We start from the raw sequence: 26997 nt of genomic DNA, 5'->3' as shown, positions 1-26997 counted from the left end.
CGATATCCTCGCAGCTCACGACGGGGGCTGCTCCCGGAGGGACCCTGCGCACCCGCCATCCTAAAGGAACCAGATTACCCCTGGAGACGGTGGTCAGCTACATCAAGCAGGCCGCAGCCGCATTGTAGTACGCTCACGATCGCAAAGTCATTTACCACCAACGATCCAGATTCTGTTCCTCGTCTTCATCTGCCAGCACCGCCTCAAATGCCCCGCGATGCAAGTACAAGGCAACGACATCAGCGGGAGTAAACGCATCCACCGGCAAGGCAGTGAAAAAAACTCGTAGACTACTTCGCCGCGCGTGGTCCCGACAGGCGCCTTCGTCTCGGTCCCTGGATGGGTTGCGACGATGACCCGTGTGCGCTGTCCGATCGGGGTTAAGAGCAGACCAGGGCAGTCAAAAAGTGCCCGACAGGTTCCTGTTTCTGGATGGGTCGTGTGCTGGTCAGGCGGTTGGGCCAGGCGGATTTGCACCTGGGAAAGATCGAGGAGACCATAGTCCTTGCCCCGCATGATTAGGCAAGTCCAGCCAGATCCGCGACAATCGCGCCATTGCCATATTGCCCATCCAAGCGCACCACGGCCTGACTCAATGGAACAGATAGCTCTTCCAGGTACGCGCGGATCGCCGTGATTGCCTGCCGCAGTTCTCCGCGATAGTCGCCGTTGCCTGCCCCCGATGCTCCTGAAAAGGTGCCGAGCCATTGGTGGGTATGTGCCTGGAGCACGGTGGTCCGCGTCCGGACGGTTTCATCCCGCTTGCGTCCTGTATAGCCAGGAGCGCGACCTCGTTCAGTCGGCGTTGGGCTGGTGGGAGATCGGGTATGGAGGGCAGGGCACGTTGGCGAGCCGCTTGTCGTGTGCCATCAACGTCGAACACCACCCAATGGTTTCCCTGTCGATCCCATAACCCAACCCGTTTTCTCCTCCTTCTCCAGAGGCCGGGCCACCAGATCTTCGAGAAACGCCAGGCGCAATGCCTCAACCACTGGTTGGTTCAGCGCAGCGAGAAAGCGACTGAGTGTCGAGCGGTGGGGGAGGTGTTCTCGGCCAAAGAGAGCCATGAACGGGGCAGCGAAGGGTTGTAAACCCTCATAGAACGTTTCCAGCGTGCGTTCACCGCTGATGGCATAACCCAATAACACCGCGACAAAGTCAATCAGGTCGTAATGGCCGAACCGACGCCGGGCAAAGCGCACACGCTCCGTAATGGCCGAAAGCACGCCCTGGTATCCAAGGTAGCGCGCGATCACGGTCACTTCACTGAATCAGAATGGTGTTGAAGGCACAGATTGCGCAGAGGTCTGGATGGCAACATCCGAAGAGCAAGAGGAGCCATCGGTCTTCTTCTCAGGGGTCATGTGTTTTTCTTCCCGAAAGCCGCAGGAGAGTGAGGGTTGCTGTCACCACGCAGCTCTCGCTCGTGCGCAAGTATGGCTTTGTGCCTTTCCTCCTCTCCATGATGCGGCTTCTCTCCTCTCTTACAGAAATTCGCTTTCGGTTAAATCCGTATTGACGCCTGCGGCTGCCCGACTTCCCGCGGCGGCGGCGATGATCAGTTGATGAGGGACACCCACTAAGGCATCGCCTGCGGCATACACGCCTGGAACTGTCGTTCTCCCCAATGGATCAGTGACGATTCCCCCCATGACATTCATCTCACAGCTGAGTACCTCGCCAAAAGGCGAAGCCTGGAGCAACTGGGAGGTGACAAAACCGCCTTCACGGCGTTTCTCTTCCTGCGTGGCAAACACAATCCGCTCTAGCTGCCCATGCTTTCCAACAAGAGCGGTAATACGATCTTCCACCACCTGAATCCCTTTCTTGCGCAACGTTTCTTGTTGTGCTTCAGTGAGAATCTGATGGCCATTCGTACAGAGGAGCAGGTCGTGACTCCAATTCCAGACAATTTTGGCCATATGGAAAGCCTGTTGTCCTTCTTCTGCGATCACGACAAGGGGCTTCTCCTTGAGTTCCCATCCATCGCAGTAGGGGCAGCTAAACACACTTTTCCCGTAATAGTCATGCAAACCATCTATCGTGGGAAGAATCTCTTTGAGACCGGTGGCAAGCAAGACGGTCTTTGCGGAGAGCAGATCCCCTTTCTCTGTGGTGATTTCAAAAGAGTCATCAGCATGGCGAATACCAGTGACTCGCACGTGCTGAATTTCCACCGAAGGATATGTGCTGATTTCCTGGTGTGCAATGGCTCTGAACTCGTTCGGTTTGACTCCGTCTCGTGTCAAAAATCCATGCGACTCCTGCGTTACGGCATTTCTTGGTTGATTCTCGTCAAACACCAGAACCGTTCTTCTGGCTCTCCCCAGGACAAGAGCCGCATTTAACCCTGCCGGTCCACCGCCGATAATGGCACAGTCAATGATCATCGGATGACCTTCCTTTCTTAAAAGAGACTTTCTCGATCCTTTATATCTCTGATAACGGTAAAAAACAGCGAGAAGCGGTTCGTTTACGTTGTCCTCGGAGAGCGCGACGAGTCAAGCAGATAGGTGACGACCCAGGGGCCAACGCGAGCGCCAGCGGCGGTTGCATGAGCGAGATGGCCGACAGGATCGGTTGCATTCCCAATGACCCAGACGCCGAGGCGGCTCGTCCGTCCATCAACATCGGTGACGGCGAAACCAGCCTCATTTACCTCGCAGAGGGACGCTGGGAGATCAGATGCAGCCCGAAATGGTGCGGCCACGAAGACGGCATCGGTTGGCAACTCCGTCCCACCCGCCGTCGAGACCGAGACGAGTCGATCGTCCTGCTGCACCAACGCCGTCACTTCATCTCTAAAGGATATTGTAGACTCTTAATATCTACAATAGGGCAAAAAAACACGCAGGCACGTTCACACAAGCGCGTTTACATCGCCTACTTGTCCAACCAGTTCAACGAGCTTTCGCTCTTTGAGATACGCTTCCATCTGCTGTTCTGCATGCGTCATCACCCCCTGAATTAAGCACCCTTGATGATCTTTACCGTCATCACAATGAAACAGGGAGGCAGTCCCTTCAATGGCATGAATCACCTCCAGAAAAGAAAGATCTGCTTTGTTTCTCGTCAGCTTGTATCCTCCGTTGATTCCGGGAGTAGACTCGATCATGCCTGCCTTCACCAGCTTGGTCAAAATCTTGGAGAGATACGTCGGGGAAAGCCCCTGAAGCTCTGCCAATTGCTGGACACCGACGGTTTTTCCGAGAGGGAGAGCCACCAGATACAGCATGGTATGGAGCGCATAATTGGTCGCTTGGGAATACTTCACACCTCTTTCCTTTCTATTACAGACTCATTGAGTCCATAATAGAACATTCAGAGGATCATGTCAAGCTTCTCCATCTCCAATGGTTTCTTTTTTCGAGAGAGTACTTTCCATTTTGAGGGTGCGTGCGCAATTTTCGCCTTTTGACAACCTCATTGCGCACCCCGTGGGCGGTTAATGCTCAAGGGCCATTGTCCCAGGAGCTATAGAGCGAATTGGTGACGTAGAGCCGTTTGCTATCAAGACTGAGCTGGAGCATCTCTGGATCTCCGACAAGCTTGTGATCTTGAACATCCTGGCTTTTTTCAAGTAAACTACCGCACCAGACTTGCCCAGTCAGTTTGGGATGAGAGGGATCGCTGATATCGTACTGGAGAATATCACCATGCAGCCAGTTCGAGAGGTAGAGATACCTGTCGTCCATCGAGATGAGGAAATCAGTGATGAGTGATGGCACAGGGATGGGCCAGCCTTCTATGGGATAGCAGAATATGGCCTGTATCACAGCGCAAAGCGCCGAAACAGGGTATGCTCGTGGTAGAGCTTTTTAAAGCATGTGGATATGGGCATGATGACGAGGGGCTGATCACATGTCGTCTATGAATGAATTCTCAGGGAGCATGCAGATGTTTTGCGCGTATTGCGGGATGGCGAATGACTCTAAGCAACGTTTTTGCCCGAACTGCGGGCATCCCTTGCAAAATATGCCGGAGCTGGTTCAAGGGGCCAATAGCGTTATCCAGGCGAGAACACGCCTCTCTCCGGCACAACAACACTATCTCAGGATGGAAGGTCGCCTCCTCTTGTTTAGGCTGTTGAGAAATGGCCTGGGTCTGGTCGTTGTTATGTTGCTCTTCATCGTGTCATTTGTGGTGGGGTGGCAATGGTTGAGGTCTCTGGAAGGGCAGACTCCGCTCGTCAACCTGTCGGGCCATACAGAATCGGTCACAATGGCTGCCTGGTCCCCGGATGGGAAGCGTATCGCCTCTGGAGGCTATGATAATACTGTGCGTGTATGGGATGCCAGCAGCGGGCGGCAGCTCTTTATTCATCGTGGCTATCATACTGATGCCTATGACAAAGGCCTGGGGTGGTCACCAGATAGCAAGCACATTGCTTCTATAGATAAAGATTCGTCCATACATATATGGGACGCGACCAATGGTGGCAACGAGCGCGTCATTCGTCTCTCTCTAAAGCCATCCTATCTGTCCTGGTCACCAGATGGAACACGCCTGGCAGTCTCCGACAACCACACCAGCGATGGAGTGGTGCAGATTGTGGAAGTCGCGAGTGGGGACGTGCTCTACACCTTCAAGGGGCATACCTCGTTTGTCTCTCAAATCGCCTGGTCGCCAGATGGGAAACGTATTGCTTCGTCGAGCGAAGACGGGATGCTGCTCGTGTGGGACCCGGAGGGCAAAGGTTCCACGCAGGTTTACAAGGGACATCAGGGCGAGGCAAGTTACCTGGCGTGGTCGCCGGATGGGAAGCGCATTGCCTCAGTGAGCATGAGCCGCAGACCTTATGATGATGATATCGTCCAGGTCCGGGAGGTTGCAAATCTGCGCCTTCTCTATGCCTATCAGCTTGCTAGTGACTATCACGTGACTGGTGTGGCGTGGTCACCGGATGGGAAGCGCATCGCCATCAGTGCCGATCCCGATCTGATACAAGTGTGGAATGCCGCCACCGGGCATCCCATTTTTAGCTATTATGGCGCCTCCAATGGTGATCGGTTTACTACTCCAGACTGGTCACCTGATAGCACAAAGCTCGTCGTCGCTTCTAGCGATCACAATGTCTTCATCATAGAGCCGCGCGATACCTTCATTGGACAAGCATCCCTCTTCGATCTGGTCACCATTGGCATGTATGGTGCTGGCCTTCTCCTACTCCTGCTCGCGATTATGATTTTCGGAATGAGGAAGAAGGTCAGTCTGTTGAGGATGGCTGGCATTGCACTAGTCATTGTCCTGATCACGGGTGCGGTTATGGTGATTATGATTATCAGTGGTTGGAATCCACTGCTTTTCCGGCCAAACGCAGAATAGCAATGGTTCGTTTGATTAATCAGAGGTCTGGATTTAGGGGGGGCCAATTCATACTTTGGCATGGTCGAGCGCTGTTGAGGCATTTGAGAACAGCACTGGAACGGCCCACACCTCAATTGCTGCAGGCTGTTAAACACATACAGGAATTACTACGCAGTCACAATCTCTAGCAAGAGAGCAATGAAAGCACCTGGGGAGCTAATTGAAGTTATCTTGTATCCAGAGAAAATTGTGTGCCAAATGCATATCTGCTTGTCCTGTCTCTACTAGTGGTATATGCTCTTTGAGACTATTTGTCTCTCTGTCTTTGTCGTGTTTTGAGACTGTCGTACATTTACTATAAAAATACTTCTAACAAGAGAAGAACACCCACACAATGAGGAGGTAGCCCTGATGAATCACTCTGTCTGGAGGAAATTATTAGGCAGCGTTATCCTGAGCCCATGTATTGTTTGGCTGCTCCTGGTGGGCTCTGCTACTCCAGCATCGGCTTCGAGCATACAGAAGACTATCTTCACAATTCCTGCGTTCTCGCACAGCAAGACAACTGACACATACAGAAACTTTTTACGTTGTGATTATGATAACTCATCGGGAAAGATGAATTGCTACGATACAGAGGCAACTGAGGAAACCAGGCTAACGACCATACCCACAATCAGGGGCGCAAAGGTGCTAGTGCATTCCCACCAAAGGTGGTAGTCAATGTGGTACAACAGAGGGCATGAGAACCCCCATCTTTATTCGACCAGTAACCGAAGACGAACAGCGCCAGATCCAGGCGGACTTGCGTTCGTCCGATGCCTTTGTGTTGCGGCGCTGCCAGATCTTACTGGCCTCTGCGCGTAGAGAAAGCGCTCCACTCATCGCGCGCCAACTGGGCTGCGACGACCAGACGGTACGCAATGTCATCCACGGCTTCAATGCCGAAGGTTTCGGTATGCTGCACCAAGGGTCTTCGCGGCCCCATCGGCTCCGCACGACTTTCACAGAAGAGAGAGCACAGCAATTGAAAGACCTGTTGCATCGCAGCCCCCGCGATTTTGGCAAGGAGCGCAGCACCTGGACCTTGGAACTCGCAGCCCAGGTCAGCTTCGAACAGGGGATTATCTCCCAAGAGGTTTCTGACGAAAGTATACGCCGCGCCCTCAAACGATTGAAAACCAATTGGAAGCGCGCCAAACACTGGATTACCAGCCCCGACCCGCAGTACCTTGTAAAAAAAACGCTCGCGACCGATTGATTGCCTGGGCGAGCCAGCAGGCCGACTGGGCCATTGGCTTTCTCGGGCGCGCGTGTGGTGGAGCCGCTTTGCACGGCCTCGTATGCACGCGTGGCAGGATGAGGAGCAGCCGGTGCGTTTGGTTGAGCAATCCAAGAAAAAGGAGGACCCTGATCCGAAAGCACTTGCCTGTTATGGTGTCCTCTGGCAAGACGGAACCCCAGACGATCCGGCGCGAGAAGAGATGTGGCTGCGTTTTGTCACTGGACGCCCTGTCAGCGCTATCTCGACCCAGTTTCTTGACTGGTGCTGCGAGCGTTTGGCCGCTCAGGGCAAACGTGCCTGGTTGCTGATCTGGGATAATGCGTCCTGGCATATCAGCAAAATCGTACGTACCTGGATCCGAAAACATAACCAGCAGGTCAAGCAAACCGGCACAGGCGTACGCATTCTGCCTTTTCGCTTGCCCACCCAAAGCCCCTGGCTCAATCCTATTGAGCCCAAGTGGGTGCATGGCAAGCGCGCGATTGTTGAACCCGATGGTCTACTTTCTGCTCAACAACTGGCTGAACGTATTTGTTCCCATTTTGGGTGTTCCTCTGAACCACATCTTTCTCTGCCCGAAAAGGCTGCCAGCTGATCAGAAGTGAGGGAGATAGGGAGCTTCAGCCTCGATATCACCGACAAACTCTGGCAGATCAGTGTGTCCAAGCATCTGGCGAATCGCCATATTTTCGCCCAGGTGATACCAATAGTGATAAATAATGCGTTGGAGGACGACGCCAGGTGTATAGACTCTCTGCTCCTCATCGATATGAACCACTTCCTGAAGCTTCTGAGTGGTCAGCGTGTCGAGGAAAGGATCAACAAGTTGGGTCACGGTATGCCAGGCCGTCCACATCTCAGCAAGGGGTGGGGTACAAGCCGCTTGCTCGTATCCCACCAGTTCGTTCAGCTGAGGCAGTGGCGTTTGCCCCTGCATGCGAGTGAGCCAATTCAGTTGTTCCTGCCAGGCCAGATGGCCGATATTCCAACTGATGCAGTTCATGGGTGGCACACGGCGGTGCGCATCAGCATCGCTGAATCCAAGAAGGGCGCGCTTGAACTCGCTACGAGTAAAGCGCAATTGTACAACAAGAGGATGTGGCATCCTTCCTGCTCCTTTCGTAAGGGCTTGATTCTGTCTCACAACAGAACGTTGTTCTTGCTCGAGTATAGCAGCAAAAGAGGGCAATATGGAACCTGATTAGAACAAGGAACGAAGAGATGCAGCAGAAGCTGTCTTCATCTCAATGCATTTGCTTTCTCCCACATCAACCAACAGATGTGTAAATTTGCTCGCTTCATGGGAGGAATTTCGCTCATTACGTGGGAGATTCGGTCTCTTTGATGGAGCGATACAATGTCGCGCTGGCCCATGGAATGTGCAAATTTCCTCCCATGCGCGTGAGCAAATTTACAATCAGGCAATCTTCTGCAAGAGGAGATTGTCTGAGCTTATTTTTGTCTAAACACTTACCGTTCGCTTAAATTTTTGGGCATAAAATGAATTGCATTCCCCACTTGGGGCCAAAAAACGCCAAAAAAACGGTTCTCATTCCCCACTTGGCAATAATGCTTGAGATTAAAATCAGGCTCCTTTGCCAAAATCAGGTTCGGTTGTAGTTCAAGCACTCAAAAATTAGGTACTTGAGAGGGCAATTCTCAAAAACCGTCCGAAATTTAAGCGAACCGTGAGTAAACATCAATTGAAAGGTAGATTATGTCTAAAACTCATTATTCCGAAGTAGATCAGCTTATTAGCGAGCTGCACACTTCTATTAAAATCGCTCTTGGCGAAAGGTTACGCGGCTTTTACTTGTTCGGCTCACTGGTTGGTGGCGACTTCGATTCAAAAACCAGTGATATTGACCTCCTAGCTATCGTTGAAAGTGATGTCACGGACGACGAGCTACACGATTTAAAAGCCATGCACGAAGACTTTGTCCATAAGCATCCCGCTTGGCACGATCGAATAGAGGTAGCCTACGTTGATGTTGAAGCGATGCGAGCCTTTAAGACAAGTACAGTGAGAATCGCTCGTGTCAGTCCAGGTGAATCTCTCCACTACCGCGACATGGACATTCAGTGGCTCATGGACTGGTATATGGTGCAGGAGCAGGGTTTGACGATAGAAGGCCCTTCGCCCAAGACATTCATTCCGACTATAACTGAGGATGAGTTTGTTACCTCCATTAAGGGCGAGTTCTCGTCTTGGCTAGGCCGAGCAAAGGAAGCACGCTGGGTGGGCTACCAATCATACGTGATTCTCTCCTTGTGTCGCGGCTTGTATGCGATACGGTTCGGAAAGCAGGTATCAAAGTTCAAGGGTGCGTCATGGGCTGCACAAGAGTATCCGCAATGGGCTGAGCTTATTCAACAGGCGACTCAATGGCACGGCTCGTCGGATAAAGCGGATAGTCTTGCAGCGCAAGCTGAAACGATTACATTTGCCCAATTCATGATCAGCCAAGCCTAACTTGAACGGTGCAACATGTAAATCTGCTCACGCGCATGGGAGGAAATTTGCACATTCCATGGGCCAGCGCGACATTGTATCGCTCCATCAAAGAGACCGAATCTCCCACGTAATGAGCGAAATTCCTCCCATGAAGCGAGCAAATTTACAAGATGTTCTTGCGTCACCGCTGTCTGCCTGACTTATTTCCGAAAAGGTTGTGTGATTATGCACTAGGCACTTTCTGCAAGCAAATAGGCACCATTTATCATTGTGATACGCATTACGAGAACAATAGTATTCAGCGATGTGCCCTACTCTGGGAACGCGTAAACCAAAAGTGGATTACGCTTAACTGCCAGGTGGTAAAGTAGAGCAGGGGATACCCAGCCAAAGTCAGCCCTTGCTTTCACATGTGCCTCTGTGTCTCCATAAGACACTACCTTATGCTTTCATCCAAAATCCATCATAAGAACCGCGCCATGCGGGGATCCCTGGCTTTATCCATGGGGTATCTGACAATATTCATGTGTTTTGATGCTGTTGTTATTCTGAAAAACAGAGGGATGTATAAGAGAAAAGATTTTTGTTCTGCTTCAGTCGCAAGAAGGACTCTAGTAGTGTTTCTTTATAGGACGGGAGTAACGTGGAGAGTTCGCGAACAGAAGCGAGAAAGAAGTTTACAGTGAGGCATCCTATCCTCAAGAAGGGCATTTGTCTTGTCATCCTGATAAGCGTGATGGTGTTGCTATTCGCAGTTGGCACAATGATTGGTGCAACGGCACCAGTGTCAGCCGCGAGTATAAAAAGAACAGGAGCAGCCACCAGCAGCGCGAAAACAACCACAGTAGTTCCAACAGACATAAAAATTAATACGACCCCGGAAAAGAGCACTGCTTATGGTCCGAATGGTGCCCATTACGATGAGTGTGACCAGGGAGGAACGCATTGCTATAACTATGACGACGAAGGCTACTGGACATATCACTTCGGGAACAGCAAAGAGGTTCAGCGCTCCAATTATACCTATTGGTCCGAGGCGGGTCAGGAAGGGAACGACGAAGGGAATCACGGAGGTAGTAGTCAAGGTAATAGCCATTCAAGCTCATAAACGTCATGTTGCGCTTCAGCATTTCCTCTCAACTTTTGGGGGGAAGTGCTGGGGCATGTGGGGATGTTGGTTTGTCGTCACGGAGAGGAGCCGATAAGAGTGCATGAGGAATCGCGATGTGTATGGCGAGGAAGCAGTGTTAAGAGAAACGACTCCATGCGAAAGGAGAGACAGAATGGCTAGCATGCTACGATGGCACAACGCCATCATGGCACTTGTGCTCAATCTGGTCCTGGTATTGAGTGTGACGCACCTGACGGAGTATTGTCAAGTTAATGTATGAAGAAGGCGTCGTTGTGGGGGAACGCTTATGAGGAAAACAATAGTGAGCGAGAACTGGAGAATATGAACGTGTCATGCAACCCTGTTTCCAGTGGTGATATCGTTCCAGATCTCAAAGCGCTCCTGCAGAAGGGCACGATAGTTTGAAGCGCTAAGACGATGCCTTCTCGGTCGGAAATGGTCAGAGATGGGTCCAAAGGCCGAGAGGAATCGTTGGGCATGACCAGGTGATGTGAAGCGCCGCATCGTGCGTTCCCGTTGTCGCGTTGATTGATGGGAGTTCTCCGCTCGATTGTTGAGGCCTTTGTGTTGTCGATGCTCGACATGAGGTATGATTTCTTTCCTGGCGGCGGCATAGCTTGCCAGTTTGTCGGTGATGATGACACGAGGCACGTACTGGAGCCCCTTCAGGAGCTTACGGAAGAATTTCTTGACTGCTTGTTTGTCTCGTCGACTCTGGACAAGAATATCAAGCACGTTGCCGTGTTGATCGACGACCCGCCCTAAATAGCTTCGCTTTCCATTGGTGGTGAGAAACACCTCATCCAGATGCCACTTGTCTCCCAGCCTTACGCGGCGATGCTTCAGCTTGTTGGCGTATGTTTGACCGAAGTTGAGGCACCATTGCCGAATGATTTCGTAGGTGAGTCTGACTCCACGCTCTGCCATGATCATGAGGGCGAAATAGTCTTCCAAGGGCATCTGTTGCCCGTAGAGGTGTTTGATGGGCACTGTTTTGAGCACGTTGGGCCATGCCAGACCAGAAAGGTTCGCTCGCTCACCACCACCTGTAAGGCCATGTATTGCCCTACGACCTGCTGACTGATGTAGTAGGGGGCCAGATCCACATTCACACACCCATCTGCCCCCACTTTACGGACGAAGATCTGTCCCTCGATGGCTTGAAGCCAGGCATCGGGGTCCACCACCTGTGGAAGCGCAGGTAAGGATGGCAACGTTGGGAAGGCCACCCGTGGCGCAACGTTGTGACACGTGCGCCCCTGGTGTGGTCTTTCCCAATTGTAATGCTGTATGAAGGCTTCAGTGATCTCTCGAACCTCTTGCAAGGTGCCGGGGCGTTGGACGTGCAGACACTCTTGCCCGTAACTCTTGTGATACCGCTCGACAAACTCATTTTTGTCTGGTCGGTGAGGTGGGCACACATTGGGCTGGATGCCCAGACAGAGCAGCAAGCGACGAAGGGCAGAGGGAAAATCCCGTCCGCTGCTACTTCCAACCCATCTGGGATCGCGGTCAAAGGTTATCATCGGCAGTCGTCCATGCTCACGCAAGAAGCCAATAACGGTTTGTATTGCGGTTTGCGCATGGAAATCTTCCCGGGCTTGAGCGCAAAGCAGCACCGAGGTGCCAACATCGACCCGCATTGCACACCTCGACCACATGTTGCCGCTTGCCCTCCTGATGTTCATTGGCGAGAACCGTGCTGACATCTTTAAAGTCCATCTGGATCTCTTCAAGCGGTGCTCTTGACTCTAGAGGCTGCTTCTTGAGAGTGGAGTGGTCCAGGATGCAGCCGTGTTTGTGCAAGATCTTCCACACGGTGCGCGTTGAACGTGGCAAGGGCAATTGCAAGCGTTGCAGTTCCTCATCACGTAGTAGGTAGTACAACAAGGTCCGGGGTCCTGGCACGCGGTGGAGATGCTCTGGAGGGGTCTGGCGCATCTCGACGATGCGCTCCTCCACCTGCCGGTCCCAGGACGGACAGGGGGCATGATGGGCTCGTGAGAAAGACAAGAGCACTTGTGGATCATGAGGATCGGCTTGGCGCAAGCGTCTGCGCCATTTCTTGACCCAACTGATCGAACGACCCACGGCCTGGGCATAATCCAGCAGCCTCCAATGAGGAAAGCGAATCAGCAGTTCGCGTAACCGGGCGCGATCACGCATCCATTCTTCTTCCATTGTTCTCTTCCTCCTACGTGAGGAGTGGTAAAACCGTTTTCTGCCTCGATTCTATCCCATGTTCCCTTTTCTGGAAGTCTCTTTCTGCTGAGATGGACACGAAGTCGTTACCCAGTTAAGGTGACGATGACGCAACATCATACACCGATTGATCACTCTTCACCCTAAAATCTGACCACTCTTAGCACTTATTACCACCAGACTATTGGGGTAACATCTACATCTCCAGTGCTACCCCCTGTGCTAACGTGAAACAATACAGCTAGCCAGGTAGCCGCGTAGACCAGTAGCAGACAAAAGGCCGGGGCGATATGCCTCGGCCTTCTGTTTGTAGGAGATGTGATACCAAATCCGGTTGATCACTGATTAAAGAGAGCAGGGAGATCGGCGACGCTGGGCAGCAGGCGAGTGTGGCGATAGCGGCCCAGAGACTCAGCGGTATGCGCTCCACTGAGCACACCAATGACCTCGCCGCAACCAGCATTCATGCCCTCGTCCAGGTCGGCGGGCGAATCACCGATCTTCATGACCTGGCGCACATCCTGCACGTCCAGTTGCTCCATGGCACGGAAGATCATGTAGGGCGCGGGACGTCCCCGGGAGACATCACTGGAGAAGATAGCGCAATCGACCACACCGTCCAGCCAGCCAAGTTGTTCGAGGATCAGGCCACCGATCACGGAGTCAAAGCCGGTGTCCAGGGCGATCTTCACGCCGCGCTCACGCAGGAAGGCAAACGTCTCCTCTGTGCCGGGAATGGCCTTGACGTTCTGGGAGTAAGCTGCGCGCATACGCTCGACAAAGGTTGCCAGCGCCGCCTCCGCTAGCTGAGATACCTGCTCAGAGTCACGATCAAGGAGCTGTTCGGCCAGCAGGGTAAATACCTCCCGCTTATTCATGCCCATCAATTTATTGAGCTCGTCGGGCGTTCCCGGCAAGTCATGAATGCGTGCCGCCTCCACCAGGGCCGTGAGTACTTTATTTCCGCTATCATCAATGGTCGTTCCTGCCATATCAAAGACAACCAGTTGTATGGATCCCATCACTCGCTCCATTTCTCTCTTCTATCATCTCAAGACTTCTCGCCACTTCGTGGCTCGCGGGATATGGGGCAGTGGAGTGCAGATGCCAGCGGCATCTGCACTCCACTGCCCCATATCCCGAAGCGTTGTAGACGCTGAGAATACTTCTTAAGTCGCATTTATAATGTAGAAAGGTATATATCTATCAGGCGCAAGGTATATTGAAACATCGGCGACAGTTTCTCCAATCGAAGCCTACGCTCAAAGATTGCGTAACCATTTACGTGATTATTTTTACCCTAAAGCAGTGAGGGATTCAAGGGGTTTGTGTTAAGTATTGTTAAAATTCAGATTAAGCAGGCGTTATTGTTTCTTACTGATCTCGGCATAGATTACTGAGAATCCGAAAAACTACGCTCGTGATGAGAAAAAACTTGCCAAAGCGCAACGTAAGCACGCCAAAAAGAAAAAAAGGAGCAAGAACCGAGACAAGGCACGTCGTAAGGGTGCACGTCTGCACGCTCGCATTGCTGATATCCGCCGTGACTTTCAGCACCAAGCATCCACCAAACTGATACGCGAAAACCCGCGTGATCTGTTTGGAGACGTTCAATGTGAAAGGCATGTTGCAAAATCATAAGCTTGCCAAAGCGAAGCAGGTGGTGTCGATCCAGATAGAGCATGCACGAAAAAAGGGATTGGCTTTAGAAGCAGCTCAGTACGAAAAGCGGCTTAGACAATGTGAAGCAGAGTTGCGCGAAATGGACATGATCGAGGCATGTCGTGCTGATGAAAAGTTAGAACCGGAGGTTGCATTCGATGTCGAAGCGTAACTCACAACCAGCACCGGCCTGGCTCGAATAAAGCGTCTACGAGCCGAAGCGCAAACATTCAGTGGACCTGGTAAAGCAGTCGGTAGATGTGCTTGTCAACCAGCGAAAACAGGACAGGAAAACCCGGATCTCGCTCTCAACGATTGTGGCCACCTCGAAACAACTAGACCCAACGGGCACAGGGGTAGCCCACACGACCATTCTGGAAAATGCAGAAGCCTACTCGTACTACAAAAAGCATCGGACGACTTCACCGAAAACCGTGAAGCGCCGCAGTCAGCGCGTTTTCGCCGCGATGCCCGAGTCGCACTCTCAATGGAGACAGGCGGAAAAACGAAGGGACTGGATAATTATCTGGTGATCAATGGTCGTGCCAGAATTACCGAGGGGGGTGTCCCCGCATTGCTGAACCGACTGGCCCAGATCTATATCGCTCCAGGCACGACGTACGCGCCTTCGGGAACGCCACCGGGATATATTACCCGCATTACGGCTGAACGCATTCATGGCGTTGGACCTTGGAGTGAGGAGTAGAAGCTCTGGTTTCCGAGTGTTGGCCTGTAAGACCTTATCCGAAAACCTGTGGTAGAATGAGAGCCAAAACGAGTTGAGGAGAAAAGAAACATGCCACGAACGCACCCATGGGAAGTCAGCGACGAGTTATGGGTGCAGGTTCATCCTCTGATTCCACCAGCACCATCGCATGCCAAAGGAGGTCGCCCGCGTATGCCGGACAGACAAGCCATTGCAGCCATCGTGTACGTATTGCGCACGGGTCTGCAATGGAATGCCTTGCCACGTGAGTTGAGAGCCAGTTCAACGGTCCATGATCGCTTTCAGGAATGGGAGCAGGAAAGTCTCTTCCGTGCTCTCTGGCAAGCGGGTCTGTAAAGGTACGACGAACTGGCTGGCATCCAATGGGAATGGCAAGCCGTTGATGGAGCGATGACCAAAGCCCCTTTCGGTCACGCCGCGACCGGCCCCAATCCGACCGACCGCGGCAAGTTGGGAACCAAGCGCAGTCTCTTGACTGACGGGGCTGGGATTCCCTTGGCGCTGATCATCGAGGGAGCCAATAGTCATGATATGAAACAGCTTTCTGCCACCTTAGATGGGATTGTCATCGCTCGTCCGGAGTCAGGGGAAGAGCAGCCGCAACATCTGTGTTTGGATGCAGGATACGCTTATCCGGTCAACCGAGAGGAGGCAGAGAACCACCACTATGTGCCCCATATTCGCAGTCGTGGGCAAGAAAAGCAGGAGAAAATCGTGATCCCTGGCCATCGTGCCCGTCGGTGGGTGGTGGAACGCACGCATTCCTGGATCAATCGCTCTCGTCGGCTTCTGGTCCGTTGGAAAAAGAAAAGCGAGAACTATCTTGCTTTTCTTTATCTCGCTTGCGCTCAACTGATCTTTGCCAAGGTCGCCACTTTCGGATAAGGAGATCATGATTGTTCAACGAGATTTCAGGCTAAGTTGTGTACACAACCATGCGACACGATCATGGCGAGCCTCGGGATTGAACTGATGATCGGTTTCATACCACTTCGTCAACTTTGGCGAACTTGCCACCTGCTCGTACCAGAGTGCGTCTCTTTCCGTCACAAACTCATCATGACGAGCAAACTGGAAAAAGAGGGCTGCAGGCGCAGCTTTGCCCACATAATGGATGGCATCAAGCGGTTCCATAAGGCTGATGAGGTGTTCCAGTTCCTCCGTGGAAGTGGTTGCTCGCATCTCCACCATATCTGGATGGGCACTCGTGCGGAAAGAATCCGCTACGCTTGGTAAACCTGCCATGAACACATAAGCTCGCACACGCTTCTCTATGCCAGCGACAATCCCTCCTTTTGTTGCCCCGAGACTATGACCGACATAGCCTAAACGTTGCCGGTCTATGTCGGGACGAGTGAGAAGCAGATCTATCCCATGCTGTATATCAATAACCAGTTGGATATCACTCTCGCGGAATTCTTCTGGTGTGTTGCCGGGGGCCGTCCACGGCTCCGGGCGTGCAAGTGGTGCATCAATCAAAAGAGATACTGTGCCCAGAGGAGCCAGTTCCAGTGCTTCATCAACAAACTCGTCACGGTTGCCTTCTCCCCAGTGGACAAAAATAACTCCGGCAAACGGGCCAGCCTCAGGCGGAATAATCAGATAGGCAGGAACTTTTCCTCCTTTAGGGCTGGTATAGGTGATATCTTGTAGCGTCGTGTTCCTCTGTTTTTGTTCAGAAAGAACCTCGAAATCGAGCGGGGCAGATGGGTCGTAGTTGAACATACTGCATTTCTCCTCTAACATATGACTCTTCATGTCTGCAATGGATTTGTCTCTCCTTTTACGTACAACCAAGGGAGTGGCGTAACTTCCCATATCATCAGTTTTCGGATAAGGTCTTAGCCCGGAAAGTGAGCAGGTAGATCGACCTGAATAGCTGTGTTGCTCATATTTCGAGGCAAAACGAACAGAATTCGCTCGTTTACTACCAGAAATGCCAATCTGAATTTACACCCGATTGATGAAAAACAATCGCGTCTTCAGCCATTTCTCAGCCCACCAATGGCAGTGCTGCTCACTCTTCGGGGCAAACTGCCCACCCAGAGGGAAAAACCTGCTCACTCTTCAAGTCATTTACCAGTTCTCAACCGCCTTACCTGGGCTTGTTTGCTACTGATGAACAATGTACAAAGTCGAGCTGTGAACATGGACGAGAACGAAGGCCGCACGCTGCTTCCGGTCCTTTCGGGATGCGAATTTACCAAAATTTTGTATTCTATTATTTGTGGGATAACTTGCTCGAGTGACGACTCCCCACGGCTCAATCCGGGGGCTTCTCAGGAGGCTTGCGCTTCCCGATGGCTCCGTCCAAGCCAAAGATGTTTGATGTTGATTGTGGCGTTGTGGTCGCGATCCAATTCACATCCACACTTCACACGAGTGCCACCGCTCTGAGAGCGTTCGCAGCTTTGTACTCGCAAAAGGCGATGAACGTTGACCAACCAGTATCAAGTATGGATCTGTTCAAGCCAGATTTCGCACTGGCTCCGTTAGGAAGAAAGTGTCCTGTCTCCTCATCTTGCTTGGGCTTTGCTCGTGCGCGAGAGGTTGGCAGGCGCGATCGCTTCAAAGACAATGGTTTCGTACGTGTTGACGAGACGACGCGACCACTGGTGCAAGTAGTCATTGCGCTGATTGCGTACCTTGCTAGGTTTCCCCACCGTGCTCCCTCAAACTGAGCGGACCCCTTTCGGAGTACTCAGCTTTCCCTGTTGACTCTTGTTGTTTAGCAAGATGTGTTTGTTCCTGTTTGACGTTGTTTAAGGGTCTAGTTCCCTCGTCTTTCGGTACTAAAACACCGTCAACACTACCGCCCTTCCCCATGTTCGCGGCTCTCCCGCGCTCAGAGTACTACAGCGGTTCCGCCCCATATGTCCTCTTCGGTGTCCTCACCACCTCTCCTTCAAAAAAACTTTGGAGGAGCGAGGAACACATGGTTCTCCGGTAGCGCCAGATCACTTTACCCGCTGACCGTAGGTAGGACAACCACATGCGTAACCTCTGCTACGCTGAGATCATTCCTGCTTTGGTGATGCAGCCTCTACAGCACTCGCAGGGCGAGGGAACGGCTACGACGAACAAGTAGCCTATTCGTCAGATCTCATCGGCCCTTCAACCGTCCTGAGCCGGGTGTGCTATTTTAGTGGCTTTATCCTTCGCGGATTCGACCCGCTTACCTTAGTCAGCTCTCCTCGCAGCACATGCCTCTTGGTACGACGATTTCCCGCACATGTGCCGCATGTCCCTCTCCGGGCTAACCGATACGCACAGGGCTTATTGGCTTCGTCACCTGCGCCCCCTATCGAGTGAGACCGACAGGGCGGGAGAGGTTAGGAACGGACAGCTTCATCCTGTCCGTAGGCTGTTCACAGCCTGGTCATCTGGCACCCGAACGGACGCCCGTTATCGAAACAGCCCCGGATGTCGGCGTCAAAGACATATTTTGCCTTTTTTCCAATATCCAGAAAGATTGCTGCGATAGCATCGTGACAGGATCGTCCAGGGCGAAAACCATAGCTGTTCACCTCAAAGCGAGCTTCCCATTCTGGTTCGAGCGCGGATTTCACAAGACATTGTCGTCCGCGCTCATACATCGTAGGAATCCCTAAAGGCCGTTGTTCGTTTTTTCCAGGCTTGGGGATAAATACCCTTCGGACTGGTTTTACTTTCTGCGGCCATTGTTTGGGATGAATGAGCGATGCCACCTGTCGCCTCTGTTGAGGTTTCAAGTTCTTCACTCCATCAACCCCCGCTGTTTTCTTGTCCTGGTTATCCTGTGAGACGCGGCGTACAGCAAGAAGCCTTGCTGCTTCCGATTTCATCAAGAGCTTTTGAAGTTTTTGGACTGCACGTTGATTGCCACGTTGACTGGCTCGGTAGATTCTCTTTTGGATGCGGTAGACATGCTGCTCAAACTTGCGCCAGGGCAACTTGTTCCAAGCCTCACTCTCAGGGTCAATTTTCTTCTTGATCCTGGGTGCTTTCCTATTTGTCATCGTACTTGATCTTCTACTTTCCATACAACTGTGTCCACGTCAGCCTATCCTCTCGCTTTCCGAGAGGCATTCGCTTCTTGGACAATCCTTCCGTCGTGCTGCTTGCGGTTGGCACCTGCTCATGGTATCGACCCCCATGAGAGCAAACACGCGGTTACTCCGTTCCGTTGCTCTGTTTTGCGCTACCGTAGGTGTGCATTCTCCACCGGAGTCCTGACAGATAGGCAATGTAGCTGTACCATCTCCATTGTGTACTCGACTCGTTCCCGTTTTGGGCTGGCTTGTTATCCTGCGTAGGCCAGTTTTTTGTAACGATGGTTCAGTCATGCATTCGTTTTATCTGCCTTGTTAGACAGGCTTCTCACCGTAGTAGCCAGCTAGAAGGTGTCCTCATATCAGGTTTATGAGGCATCCCCCGTTTCATCCCGCTTCACTGATTGAGGGCCAGTCGCTACAGTGGGGATGATGCTATCCATTCCTATCGAATGAGAGAGGAATTGTGCCTCTCGTCAGAGAAACAGTTGTCAGTGTCTTTCAAAAAAAAAACACCGCTGCTCGTCCCCCATTTATCATGGTTTGGAGCAAAACGGGTCGCACGATACAGGGGAAACTTATACGTCTTGAGTGCCATGCTGTTTCGCCTCCTCTTTCTTGAGGGCTTCACGCACTAACCGCTCAAGGACTTCGACCATGCTTTTCTTTTGCAGGGCTGCAAGAAGCCTCAAATTATCATGCGTTTTTACCCAGATTTTGATGGTGGTTTGCTCTTCTCTATGTCTCTTCATAGTTGTAATTATACAATATTATGAGCACAAAAACAAGGCAGGCTGTTCTCCCCTATACCACCCAATCCACCCACAAAAGGAACGCGCCTCATATCCCTAGGGCTAAAGCCCTGATTCTTACCCACATTTTACAATTGATATCCTGTGTGAGCTTGGAAACGCTGTTGATGTGCTTTCCTTTTCAATGGAAAAGATCTGTGCTCAAGCTCACTTTGTTAAATGTGGGTAAGAATCAGGCCTCAAGGCAGAGGATTCCTGCGGCGATTTGTTGAGCACAATCTGGGAGAGGAGGAATATCGCTACTGGCGACCCGGTCAGGTGAGGATTTTGTTGAAGGTCGCTTCTGAAAGACTACGCGAACGATGAAAGGGATGTTCCAGCCACTAAGTACATCCACTCAAGGCACCTGGCCCCTTGCGGAAATCCCTGGGACCTGAGCAACGTTTGCAGGCGTTCCCGGTCAGCGATCATGACCTGTACAGTGAGAAGTGCCAAACCAGCTGGAGCAGACTCTTTCTTTTCCTGACCTTGCTCTTCGCCTTTTGCGGTATTACCCCCCTCATTATCTGTCAGTGCGAATGCTGAATTTTTTTTCCCGAAAGAACGAGCGCTTTCCCCTTGCGCAGGGGACGGCACTCATTTGAGGTCGGGCCAGGATCTCTGGCAACGCTTAGCGGGGAATTTTGGGCTCTCCCGCACTTTGCGTGATGCGAGAGAGCATTGGTTGATTGGCGCTTTTATAAGAACTTACGTGAACCCAGTCCAGACCACCTGCTGGTAAAAACGGTGATCTCTCGGACCTGATCGAGGGAGAGTTGCCAGAAGGTCCCCTGGATCGCTTTTTCGTCTTGGGTCTGGTTGCCGATCCAGTCCGGGCGGCCAATGTCTTCCAGATCAAAGATGCGTTGCCAGCTATCGAGGATCCTCTGATGGAAAACCGGATCGGAGAGCGGTCCTGACGGCATGTGAGTGAGGCCACACAACGCCAGTTCGGTCTCAAAGGCTTCCTCTTCTGCTTGACTGAGGGAGAGATATCCATAGTTGAGTGCATGATGCCAGAGTAGAAAATCGGAGAGCAGAATCTGCTCGTCGGGGATCTCACAGGCGAGACGTACTCCCCTCGTTCCTGGAGCAAGATGGCCAAAACTCCGAAGATCCGGCTTGCGATGGATGGCATCTCTCCACTGAGACCAGGCCCACAGCGGATAAATGTCCGGCTTGGGCCTCTTTCCAATGCGTCTCTCCATCTGCTCGGCCATCCATTCATAGGCGGTCTGCCATTGCCAAGACTCTGCCACTTGGCCGATGAGGCCGGGGCTAGGCCCGTAAATGAGGCCATCTTATTGAGGTGAAATGCGCGAAGTTGTCACCAGGGGCAAACTAGCCTCGTAGGGAGTTCATATCATCTCTTCATTATTTCCTCTTCAGGCCTTTTACCTCTTGCCTTGAGCAGCATTTTACAGGCCCTTAAGTGTTTTTTTGACGATAGGATACAATGTGCGGTATAAGTAAACATATATCGCACATTCTTCGATTTTCCTCTGCTCACTATCCACGTCATCCCGCTTCTTTCCTAGATGAACCCCTTTCGTGTTACTCTGTTCTTCACAGGAGAGTTTTAGTAGTTATATCGCACGTGAAGGGGAACATCTATGGCGACGACAGCGGAGACCGTTGAGCAATTTCTGGCAAGCTTGCGTGCTCGCCATGCTCCAGCCAATACGATCAAAGCCTATAGCCATGACCTGCGCCATTTTCTGGCAGCAGCGCCAACGTTCTTGGTTGAGGTCACTGCCCCGTTGATCCAGGAGTTTCTACAAGGGGATGGACATCACAGCGTAGCTACCCGTGGGCGGCGCTACTCAACCCTCTGCACGTTCTATCACTGGGCTATACGGCAAGAGCTTGTGAGCAGCAATCCGATGGAGCGCTTAGATCCCATTACTCAACCCCAGAAGGAACCTCGCCCGCTTGCCCCTGAAGAGGTGGACAAGATCTTCAAGGCCATTTCCCCTTCCAGGTTGCGAGACCGGACACTGTTCATGCTCCTTTATGAAACGGGAGTTCGCGTCGGGGAAGCCCTCGCCTTACAGTATAGCGATGTGACATTGGCTCAGGATGATGAGAAGATCCGAGTGTTCGGCAAGGGGCAGCGCGAACGGACAGTGATGTTGACGGCAGCCCCACAGAGTATTCGCCTCCTGCGTCGGCACCTCAAAGAGAGCCATATTACCTCTGGCTCCGTCTTTCGTGGGGATCCCAGGTACGGGGGGTCACCCCTGCCGCTCGATTATACGGTGGTGCAGAAAGCCTGGCAGAAGTATTGTCAAGCAGCAGGAGTCCAGGCCACGATTCACCAGCTCCGTCACAGTCGAGCCTCCCAACTGATTCAAGCTGGGGTTCCAGTCACCACCGTGCGCAAGCAGATGGGGCATCGCAATTTGCAAAGCACCCTGCGCTATGCCGAAGTGGATCAGGCTACCGTCAAGCAGGATCTGCTGGAGTATCAACGGCGCAAGGGGAAGCGAGGCTAAGTGGATGGTGAAGACCTACTCTTGGAGCACGGATGCCAAAGAGATGCGCCGTCTCTTCACCCTTACCTATCATGATCTGCAGTTTCTGGAGCCGTTGCGTGCGGATGCTCAGCGGCTCTATCGTGCTCTGGTGTTGGTCTGGGCGCGGGTTGAACGCGTGCTCGTTTCCGATCCGAACGATGTTCCAGAGGACGTGATCGAGCAGGTGAGCAAGCAGTTGAGTTTGAAACCTGCTGTCCTCTCTCAACTCCGTAATCATCCCTCGGCGCGGTCAGCAACCTTTGAGGCGGTGCGCAAGCACCTGGAGGTACGAGCCTGGCAAGAGTCAGATGCCGAGCAGTTATCAGCGTATCTCGCCCAGAAAGTCGCCCATACTGGCAATCCTTCGGCCCTCTTTGATGCGGCCACTGACTGGATGGTGCGGGTCGGGGTGCTGCGTCCGCAGGGGGAGACGACCATTGACCGCCTGATCTATCAAGTCCGTAATCAAGCTGAAGACACTTTCTTTGAGCAGATCGTCGCGCAACTCTCTCTTGAACACCGCAACAAACTCGATGCCCTGCTGGATACCTCTCAGGGTGATAGTCGCCTCGCCTGGCTTGGCGCTCCCCCACGAGCAGCTTCTGTTCCAGCCATTAAAGAGGAATGTGAGCGATTGGTACATGTTCGGCAGTCCTTGCCTGCCCCGCTTCAGTGGGGAGCAATGACGACCAATCGCTTACGCCAATGGGCGGCGATTGTGAAAAAACACCGCGCACGCAATATTCGTCTCTATCCACCAGCCAAACGCTACACTCACCTGTGCGCTTTTTTGACCATCCGTGCGGAAGAACTGACAACTATCATCGTGGAAATGTTCGATATCCTGGTGGGACGCCTCTTCTCACGAAGTGATGATGATTTAATGGAAGCCCGTGCCAAACGTACCGAGACCCATCAGGAGAGTGCGCGGCTGTTTAAGAAAGTGGCCCAGGTCTTGCTGGATGCGAATGTGCCGGAAGAGCAGGTGCGTGAGCGCATTTTCAAGCAGGTCTCCAGAGAGCGTGTGAGCGCTCTGGTCGATCTCTCCGATGAACTGGATAAAAGTGAAACAGCCACCTTCTTTGGCATTTTGGACCATCGCTATGCGCATCTGCGCGATTTCGCTCCTGTTGTACTGCGAACGCTCCAATTTGACTCACCCCGTACCAATAATCCTCTATTGGAAGGGTTGACCACCCTGACGCAGATGAATCAGGAGGGCAAGAAAACTGTTCCAGATGAGGCCCCGGTGGATTTCGTGCCCCGCAAATGGGAGGGTGCGGTCGTCAAAGATGGCGAGATCAACAAACATGCCTGGGAGTTTACCTTGCTGCATGAAACACGAGCAGCCCTGCGTGCAGGGGACTTGATCGTGGAAGGAAGCCAACGCTATGCGGCCTGGGATAGCGATCTCTATCAAGCTACAGAGTGGGCACAACGCCGTGCCGCCTGGTATGAAGAGAGCGGATTACCGGAGGACGGCAATCTCTATCTCCAGGAGCAGCTCAGCGGCTTGGAGCAGACCGCCAAGCGGGTTGCACGGCGCATTGCGCGTGGCAAGAATCCGGATGCGCGGGTAGAAGGAGACAAACTGAAGCTGACGGCCCTGGAAAAAATCGAGATCCCACAAGAGGTGATCGATCTGCGTACCGATCTCATCGAACTCTTTCCTCCTACCGGACTGCCGGAAGTCTTGATGGAAGTGGATCGCTGGGCCAACATCAGTCCCATCTTTTTCCGCCTGACCAGCCGCCGCGAACCAACGGAGGAGGCTCTCGCCGAGCTAAGGCCACAACTGTACGCGGTTCTGGTGGCTGAGGCGACCAATATCGGCCTCTCGGCCATGGCCCAATCATCAGGAATAGCCTTGCACGAGCTGGAACGTGTGTATGATTGGTATCTACGGGAAGAGACGATGCGTGCCGCGATTAGTAGACTGATCAGCTATCACCGTTCCCTGCCTTTGACGATGAAATTCGGGGACGGAACGACCTCTTCCTCTGATGGCATCCGTTTCGGCATGGCGGCTTCCTCCTTACACGGTCGTCATCTTCCCCGGTATTTTGGCGTGCGACGGGGGGTCACGCTCTACAACCATACGACCAACCAGAGCAATCAGCCCTGGATTGATGTCGTCAATTGTTTGGTCCGAGAATCAACCTATGTCCTCGATGGGCTTCTCTACCAGGACGCACCGCCTATTAAAGAACATTATGTAGATACAGGTGGGTTTACCGAACTGTTGTTCGGGTTGTTTATGCTCCTGGGCTTTCGTTTTGCGCCACGGTTGCGTGACCTCTCGGACCAGACGCTCTATCGCCCGCGCAAGCACACGGATTACAGCGTGCTCACGCCAGTTCTCAAAAAGGATATTCGCGAGGATTTGATTGTGGCCCACTGGGATGACATGAATCGCCTGGCAGCTTCTCTCAAGGATGGGTTAGTACGCCCCTCGCTCGTCGTGTCCAAACTACAAGCGATGCAACGACAGAATCCGCTCCAGCAGGCCATCCAAGAGCTGGGGCGGCTCGGCAAAACCGGCCATATTTTGCACTACGTCGATGATCCCCCTTTCAGACGACGGGTGCTGGTAGGACTCAACAAAGGCGAAACGCTGCACTCCATGGCCCGCGATCTCTCCCTCGGACATCAAGGACGGTTCACCGAACGCAGTTATGAAGCGCAACTCAATCGAGCTTCAGCCCTCAGCCTGGTCATCAATGCGATTGTGGTCTGGAATACCCGTCATTTTGACCGTGCCCAGGCCAAGTTACTCGAACAAGGTGAGCAGGTGGCAGACAGTGTGTGGCAGCACCTCTCACCATTGGCCTGGAAACATATCAATTTCGTCGGTTCGTATCATTTCTCCGATATCCACCTGGAGGGAGACTTTCGACCTTTGCGTGAGTCAGAGAGAAAGAGTCATCGGGGTGGAGGAGAAAAGTACGCGCGTTCGGAAAGCATTCAAGAAGGCAACGAACTGCCATCGCAGGAAGATGAGTCTTCAGAACAGCAGCTTATACAATTGCCACTATTACAGGATACACCAAGAGATACGGAGAAATAAGGCATGACCCAAGACAAGCGACCTCTCTCTTCATCGTCGTCGTCCCAAACGCTTCCCCCTGAGATCTCCCATCTGGCGCAGACATCATCTCTGGGGAAAATGCTCACTGATTATACACTTGCACCTCGTAAAGTAACTCTACGCAGGGTAGCTGGTCTCATCCTGACCTTTTGTCTGATCATAGTTGGCTTGATGCTCCTGTTCCTGACAACCCACGATGACCTATCTTTTGGCGATCACCTGATCAGCTCAACCATCCTTGCATTGCTCCTGTGCGCTGCATGGATCGTCATACTTGTTCGAGAGGCCTGGCACGGTATCTACCTCCTCCATGTCTATATCTGTGATCACGGCTTCATCTACGCTCAGAAGCATCGTTCCCCGAAACCCTTTCACTGGGAGAAAATACAGGTATGGCGCAGTGTTACCAGATACTACCGGTATAAAGTCTACTCCGGCACAAGCTATGCCTATACCATCCGCAGTCAGGACGGTCATCAGGTGAAGCTCGCCAACCCATTGGATGTTCAACGCGTGGGGGAGATCATTTGTAATGAGGTCACAAAGAGGCTTTTCCCACAAGCCATCCAATCCTATCACGCCGGACAAACACTCCGCTTTGGTCCATTGTCACTCAGCCAGCAAGGAATCGTCCATGGCTTTTTCACTCTTGCCTGGACAGATGTCGCTTCGATCACGGTGCAAAACGGTTTCATCGTCATCATGTCCCGGCAGAGCCGCCGGTTCACGTGGGCCAAAGTCGCCTTTTCTAAAATCCCGAATGGGTTTATCTTCCTGGCCCTGGTCGATTCTCTTCTGAAATCCGATGGGAAATGCTAACTTATGAGCATGTACGGATACTGGAAGAGATGGCTATGATCTGGCAAGAGCCACGAAGCCAAAGGATTTCCAACCTACTGGACAGTTCAAATAAAGCGATCCATTCCCTTTTCCTGAGGGATTGCTGTATGGAGCGACGATCTCTTGCGCGTCGTTGCTCACTCTGTCTCCTTGAAAGTGAGGTCAAAAAGATGCTCCAGGTCTGTTGCTGTTACGCCTCTGAAGATACGGTCTCCTTTTCGGAAGTCAAAGGACTCTTTGGGAGATCTGAAGATGCTGTCTCTTTTTCGGAAGTCAAAGGACTCTTTGGGAGATTCGAGCAGTTAGTTTCCTGGCACTACAGAGAAATATCGCCGGGGACGGAAAGGTATGGCGAGGAAGCAACGCTTTTGCGAAAGGCTGATATGATTTTTCTGCTCATCAGCCCTGGTTTTCTCTCGGCCATCAGTGAAAGCGGCCTGCTGGATGTGGTGCTTGAGAGGCAGAGAACGCAGGCAGCGCGGATCGTTGCCCTGATCCTTCACCCATCGAATTGGCAAGAGAGCTGGCTCAGCCAGCTGCCCATCCTTCCTGCCTGGCCCGAGTCTGGCCACCCTCTCACGCGAGAGCACCCTCGCTACGATCGTTCCTTGATCCAGGCCAACGTGGCTATCGGTATATACAAGGTGATCCGCAACCTGATCGCCGAGAAGGCTGACAGAGCATGGATTCCCTTTCCAGAGTTTTGCCCCGAGGATGGAGGGTCGCAGATGATCATGCTCACCACGCAGCAAGGAGAACAGATCTTTGGATGCGACGGCTGTTTTCAGTTGTGGCGTGGCAACCCCTGGATGTAAATTGGATCGCTGTGCGTCGCAGTTTTGTGATCATTAGCTGTCGCACAGGTATTTCAAAAGTCAGGATTTTTCATGGTAAAAATGAATAGAGTGTGTCTTATGCAAGAGAACAAGAAAATATCGTCTTGCTCAGGTGCTGAGCCCGG

At 52.4% G+C, this 26997-nt stretch carries 24 protein-coding genes and 5 pseudogenes; 14 read left to right on the top strand and 15 right to left on the bottom strand.

Annotated elements, in window-relative coordinates:
* Positions 1-147 precede the first annotated feature (147 nt).
* From KRAC_RS70620 to KRAC_RS02385, 7 genes and pseudogenes are all read right to left on the bottom strand, one after another.
* Positions 148-516 carry a hypothetical protein gene (locus tag KRAC_RS70620; protein WP_007904225.1) on the bottom strand — a complete coding sequence of 123 codons (369 nt, stop codon included), beginning with the start codon at positions 514-516 and terminating at the stop codon, positions 148-150.
* A 2-nt stretch (positions 517-518) separates the two neighbouring features.
* Entirely contained in the window at positions 519-731 is a 213-nt protein-coding gene (locus tag KRAC_RS70130; RefSeq protein ID WP_007904224.1) for a hypothetical protein, read from the bottom strand.
* 138 nt (positions 732-869) lie between these two features.
* Complete coding sequence (locus KRAC_RS70125; protein WP_040441794.1) at positions 870-1256, bottom strand: hypothetical protein; 387 nt, start codon at positions 1254-1256, stop codon at positions 870-872.
* Positions 1257-1484: 228 nt separating this feature from the next.
* Complete coding sequence (locus tag KRAC_RS02400) at positions 1485-2390, bottom strand: NAD(P)/FAD-dependent oxidoreductase (RefSeq protein ID WP_007904217.1); 906 nt, start codon at positions 2388-2390, stop codon at positions 1485-1487.
* Between the two features lie 83 nt (positions 2391-2473).
* Positions 2474-2794 (bottom strand): FAD-dependent oxidoreductase, encoded by a 321-nt coding sequence (locus tag KRAC_RS02395; RefSeq protein ID WP_075164152.1) that lies wholly within the window; start codon positions 2792-2794, stop codon positions 2474-2476.
* Positions 2795-2860: 66 nt separating this feature from the next.
* Positions 2861-3274, bottom strand: a complete 414-nt coding sequence (locus KRAC_RS02390) for an Rrf2 family transcriptional regulator (protein WP_007904210.1) — start codon at positions 3272-3274, stop codon at positions 2861-2863.
* A 187-nt stretch (positions 3275-3461) separates the two neighbouring features.
* Positions 3462-3776, bottom strand: a pseudogene (locus KRAC_RS02385) (selenium-binding protein SBP56-related protein); the annotation flags it as partial.
* 121 nt (positions 3777-3897) lie between these two features.
* On the opposite strand from KRAC_RS02385, the gene KRAC_RS02380 reads away from it, so the two are divergent.
* The 3 genes from KRAC_RS02380 to KRAC_RS02370 all read left to right on the top strand — a co-directional run bounded on the left by KRAC_RS02380 (position 3898) and on the right by KRAC_RS02370 (position 7187).
* Positions 3898-5325: a zinc-ribbon domain-containing protein gene (locus KRAC_RS02380; RefSeq protein WP_169460848.1), complete on the top strand. Its 1428-nt coding sequence runs from the start codon at positions 3898-3900 to the stop codon at positions 5323-5325.
* Between the two features lie 724 nt (positions 5326-6049).
* Complete coding sequence (locus tag KRAC_RS02375; RefSeq protein WP_007904206.1) at positions 6050-6568, top strand: helix-turn-helix domain-containing protein; 519 nt, start codon at positions 6050-6052, stop codon at positions 6566-6568.
* A gap of 112 nt (positions 6569-6680) precedes the next feature.
* On the top strand, positions 6681-7187 hold the full coding sequence (locus tag KRAC_RS02370) for a transposase (protein ID WP_007904204.1): 507 nt from the start codon (positions 6681-6683) through the stop codon (positions 7185-7187).
* Here KRAC_RS02370 and KRAC_RS02365 read toward each other — a convergent pair whose 3' ends face one another.
* Positions 7188-7697 carry a DinB family protein gene (locus KRAC_RS02365; protein ID WP_007904203.1) on the bottom strand — a complete coding sequence of 170 codons (510 nt, stop codon included), beginning with the start codon at positions 7695-7697 and terminating at the stop codon, positions 7188-7190.
* A gap of 612 nt (positions 7698-8309) precedes the next feature.
* Between KRAC_RS02365 and KRAC_RS02360 the strand changes: the two genes are divergently transcribed.
* Positions 8310-9065: a nucleotidyltransferase domain-containing protein gene (locus KRAC_RS02360; RefSeq protein ID WP_007904201.1), complete on the top strand. Its 756-nt coding sequence runs from the start codon at positions 8310-8312 to the stop codon at positions 9063-9065.
* A gap of 664 nt (positions 9066-9729) precedes the next feature.
* On the top strand, positions 9730-10155 hold the full coding sequence (locus KRAC_RS70615) for a hypothetical protein (RefSeq protein ID WP_157506270.1): 426 nt from the start codon (positions 9730-9732) through the stop codon (positions 10153-10155).
* 354 nt (positions 10156-10509) lie between these two features.
* Here the strand turns inward: KRAC_RS70615 and KRAC_RS70610 are convergent.
* The 3 genes and pseudogenes from KRAC_RS70610 to KRAC_RS02330 form a co-directional block, all read right to left on the bottom strand.
* Positions 10510-11109: pseudogene (locus KRAC_RS70610) on the bottom strand (IS6 family transposase); the annotation flags it as partial.
* Positions 11107-12360, bottom strand: a pseudogene (locus tag KRAC_RS79215) (integrase core domain-containing protein); the annotation flags it as partial. The pseudogenes KRAC_RS79215 and KRAC_RS70610, both read right to left, overlap by 3 nt.
* Before the next feature lie 359 nt (positions 12361-12719).
* Complete coding sequence (locus KRAC_RS02330; RefSeq protein ID WP_007904191.1) at positions 12720-13403, bottom strand: phosphonatase-like hydrolase; 684 nt, start codon at positions 13401-13403, stop codon at positions 12720-12722.
* A 370-nt stretch (positions 13404-13773) separates the two neighbouring features.
* Here KRAC_RS02330 and KRAC_RS65140 point away from each other — a divergent pair, with 370 nt between their 5' ends.
* From KRAC_RS65140 to KRAC_RS65135, 5 genes and pseudogenes are all read left to right on the top strand, one after another.
* Complete coding sequence (locus tag KRAC_RS65140; protein WP_083814676.1) at positions 13774-14022, top strand: transposase; 249 nt, start codon at positions 13774-13776, stop codon at positions 14020-14022.
* Entirely contained in the window at positions 13997-14215 is a 219-nt protein-coding gene (locus KRAC_RS02320) for a hypothetical protein (RefSeq protein ID WP_157506269.1), read from the top strand. The genes KRAC_RS65140 and KRAC_RS02320 overlap by 26 nt, the downstream gene beginning before the upstream one ends.
* Before the next feature lie 61 nt (positions 14216-14276).
* Positions 14277-14576, top strand: a complete 300-nt coding sequence (locus KRAC_RS70605; protein ID WP_157506268.1) for a hypothetical protein — start codon at positions 14277-14279, stop codon at positions 14574-14576.
* Entirely contained in the window at positions 14573-14749 is a 177-nt protein-coding gene (locus KRAC_RS02310; protein WP_244421937.1) for a hypothetical protein, read from the top strand. Before KRAC_RS70605 ends, KRAC_RS02310 begins: the two co-directional genes overlap by 4 nt.
* A gap of 90 nt (positions 14750-14839) precedes the next feature.
* A pseudogene (locus KRAC_RS65135) lies at positions 14840-15655 on the top strand (IS5 family transposase).
* Positions 15656-15670: 15 nt separating this feature from the next.
* Here KRAC_RS65135 and KRAC_RS02295 read toward each other — a convergent pair.
* The 4 genes and pseudogenes from KRAC_RS02295 to KRAC_RS02280 form a co-directional block, all read right to left on the bottom strand.
* Positions 15671-16495: an alpha/beta hydrolase family protein gene (locus KRAC_RS02295; protein WP_040441778.1), complete on the bottom strand. Its 825-nt coding sequence runs from the start codon at positions 16493-16495 to the stop codon at positions 15671-15673.
* A 791-nt stretch (positions 16496-17286) separates the two neighbouring features.
* Entirely contained in the window at positions 17287-17433 is a 147-nt protein-coding gene (locus KRAC_RS75275) for a transposase (RefSeq protein WP_244421936.1), read from the bottom strand.
* A 741-nt stretch (positions 17434-18174) separates the two neighbouring features.
* A pseudogene (locus KRAC_RS02285) lies at positions 18175-18768 on the bottom strand (reverse transcriptase N-terminal domain-containing protein); the annotation flags it as partial.
* 1522 nt (positions 18769-20290) lie between these two features.
* Positions 20291-20851, bottom strand: coding sequence for a DUF3841 domain-containing protein (locus KRAC_RS02280; RefSeq protein ID WP_274532075.1), 561 nt, complete (start codon positions 20849-20851; stop codon positions 20291-20293).
* A gap of 354 nt (positions 20852-21205) precedes the next feature.
* Between KRAC_RS02280 and KRAC_RS02275 the strand changes: the two genes are divergently transcribed.
* The 4 genes from KRAC_RS02275 to KRAC_RS73560 all read left to right on the top strand — a co-directional run bounded on the left by KRAC_RS02275 (position 21206) and on the right by KRAC_RS73560 (position 26851).
* Positions 21206-22087: a tyrosine-type recombinase/integrase gene (locus tag KRAC_RS02275; protein ID WP_007904166.1), complete on the top strand. Its 882-nt coding sequence runs from the start codon at positions 21206-21208 to the stop codon at positions 22085-22087.
* Positions 22088-22091: 4 nt separating this feature from the next.
* Positions 22092-25175: a Tn3 family transposase gene (locus tag KRAC_RS02270; RefSeq protein WP_007904165.1), complete on the top strand. Its 3084-nt coding sequence runs from the start codon at positions 22092-22094 to the stop codon at positions 25173-25175.
* A 3-nt stretch (positions 25176-25178) separates the two neighbouring features.
* The gene (locus KRAC_RS02265) at positions 25179-26015 is read left to right on the top strand and encodes a DUF6585 family protein (RefSeq protein WP_007904164.1); all 837 of its coding nucleotides are present in this window, start codon (positions 25179-25181) and stop codon (positions 26013-26015) included.
* A 389-nt stretch (positions 26016-26404) separates the two neighbouring features.
* Positions 26405-26851 carry a hypothetical protein gene (locus KRAC_RS73560; protein ID WP_169460846.1) on the top strand — a complete coding sequence of 149 codons (447 nt, stop codon included), beginning with the start codon at positions 26405-26407 and terminating at the stop codon, positions 26849-26851.
* Positions 26852-26997 lie beyond the last annotated feature (146 nt).

Origin of the sequence: Ktedonobacter racemifer DSM 44963, from assembly GCF_000178855.1 — a bacterium.
Taxonomy (GTDB): domain Bacteria; phylum Chloroflexota; class Ktedonobacteria; order Ktedonobacterales; family Ktedonobacteraceae; genus Ktedonobacter; species Ktedonobacter racemifer.
The sequence above is the reverse complement of the archived record's forward strand: the minus strand, read 5'-3'. Positions and strand labels throughout refer to the sequence as shown.

Excerpts from the sequence above, each read along its gene's own strand:
- KRAC_RS70620 (WP_007904225.1), bottom strand. The coding sequence starts at position 516 with ATGCGGGGCAAGGACTATGGTCTCCTCGATCTTTCCCAGGTGCAAATC.
- KRAC_RS02400 (WP_007904217.1), bottom strand. The coding sequence starts at position 2,390 with ATGATCATTGACTGTGCCATTATCGGCGGTGGACCGGCAGGGTTAAAT.
- KRAC_RS02380 (WP_169460848.1), top strand. The coding sequence starts at position 3,898 with ATGTTTTGCGCGTATTGCGGGATGGCGAATGACTCTAAGCAACGTTTT.
- KRAC_RS02375 (WP_007904206.1), top strand. The coding sequence starts at position 6,050 with ATGAGAACCCCCATCTTTATTCGACCAGTAACCGAAGACGAACAGCGC.
- KRAC_RS02365 (WP_007904203.1), bottom strand. The coding sequence starts at position 7,697 with ATGCCACATCCTCTTGTTGTACAATTGCGCTTTACTCGTAGCGAGTTC.
- KRAC_RS02360 (WP_007904201.1), top strand. The coding sequence starts at position 8,310 with ATGTCTAAAACTCATTATTCCGAAGTAGATCAGCTTATTAGCGAGCTG.
- KRAC_RS02330 (WP_007904191.1), bottom strand. The coding sequence starts at position 13,403 with ATGGGATCCATACAACTGGTTGTCTTTGATATGGCAGGAACGACCATT.
- KRAC_RS02295 (WP_040441778.1), bottom strand. The coding sequence starts at position 16,495 with ATGTTCAACTACGACCCATCTGCCCCGCTCGATTTCGAGGTTCTTTCT.
- KRAC_RS02275 (WP_007904166.1), top strand. The coding sequence starts at position 21,206 with ATGGCGACGACAGCGGAGACCGTTGAGCAATTTCTGGCAAGCTTGCGT.
- KRAC_RS02270 (WP_007904165.1), top strand. The coding sequence starts at position 22,092 with ATGGTGAAGACCTACTCTTGGAGCACGGATGCCAAAGAGATGCGCCGT.
- KRAC_RS02265 (WP_007904164.1), top strand. The coding sequence starts at position 25,179 with ATGACCCAAGACAAGCGACCTCTCTCTTCATCGTCGTCGTCCCAAACG.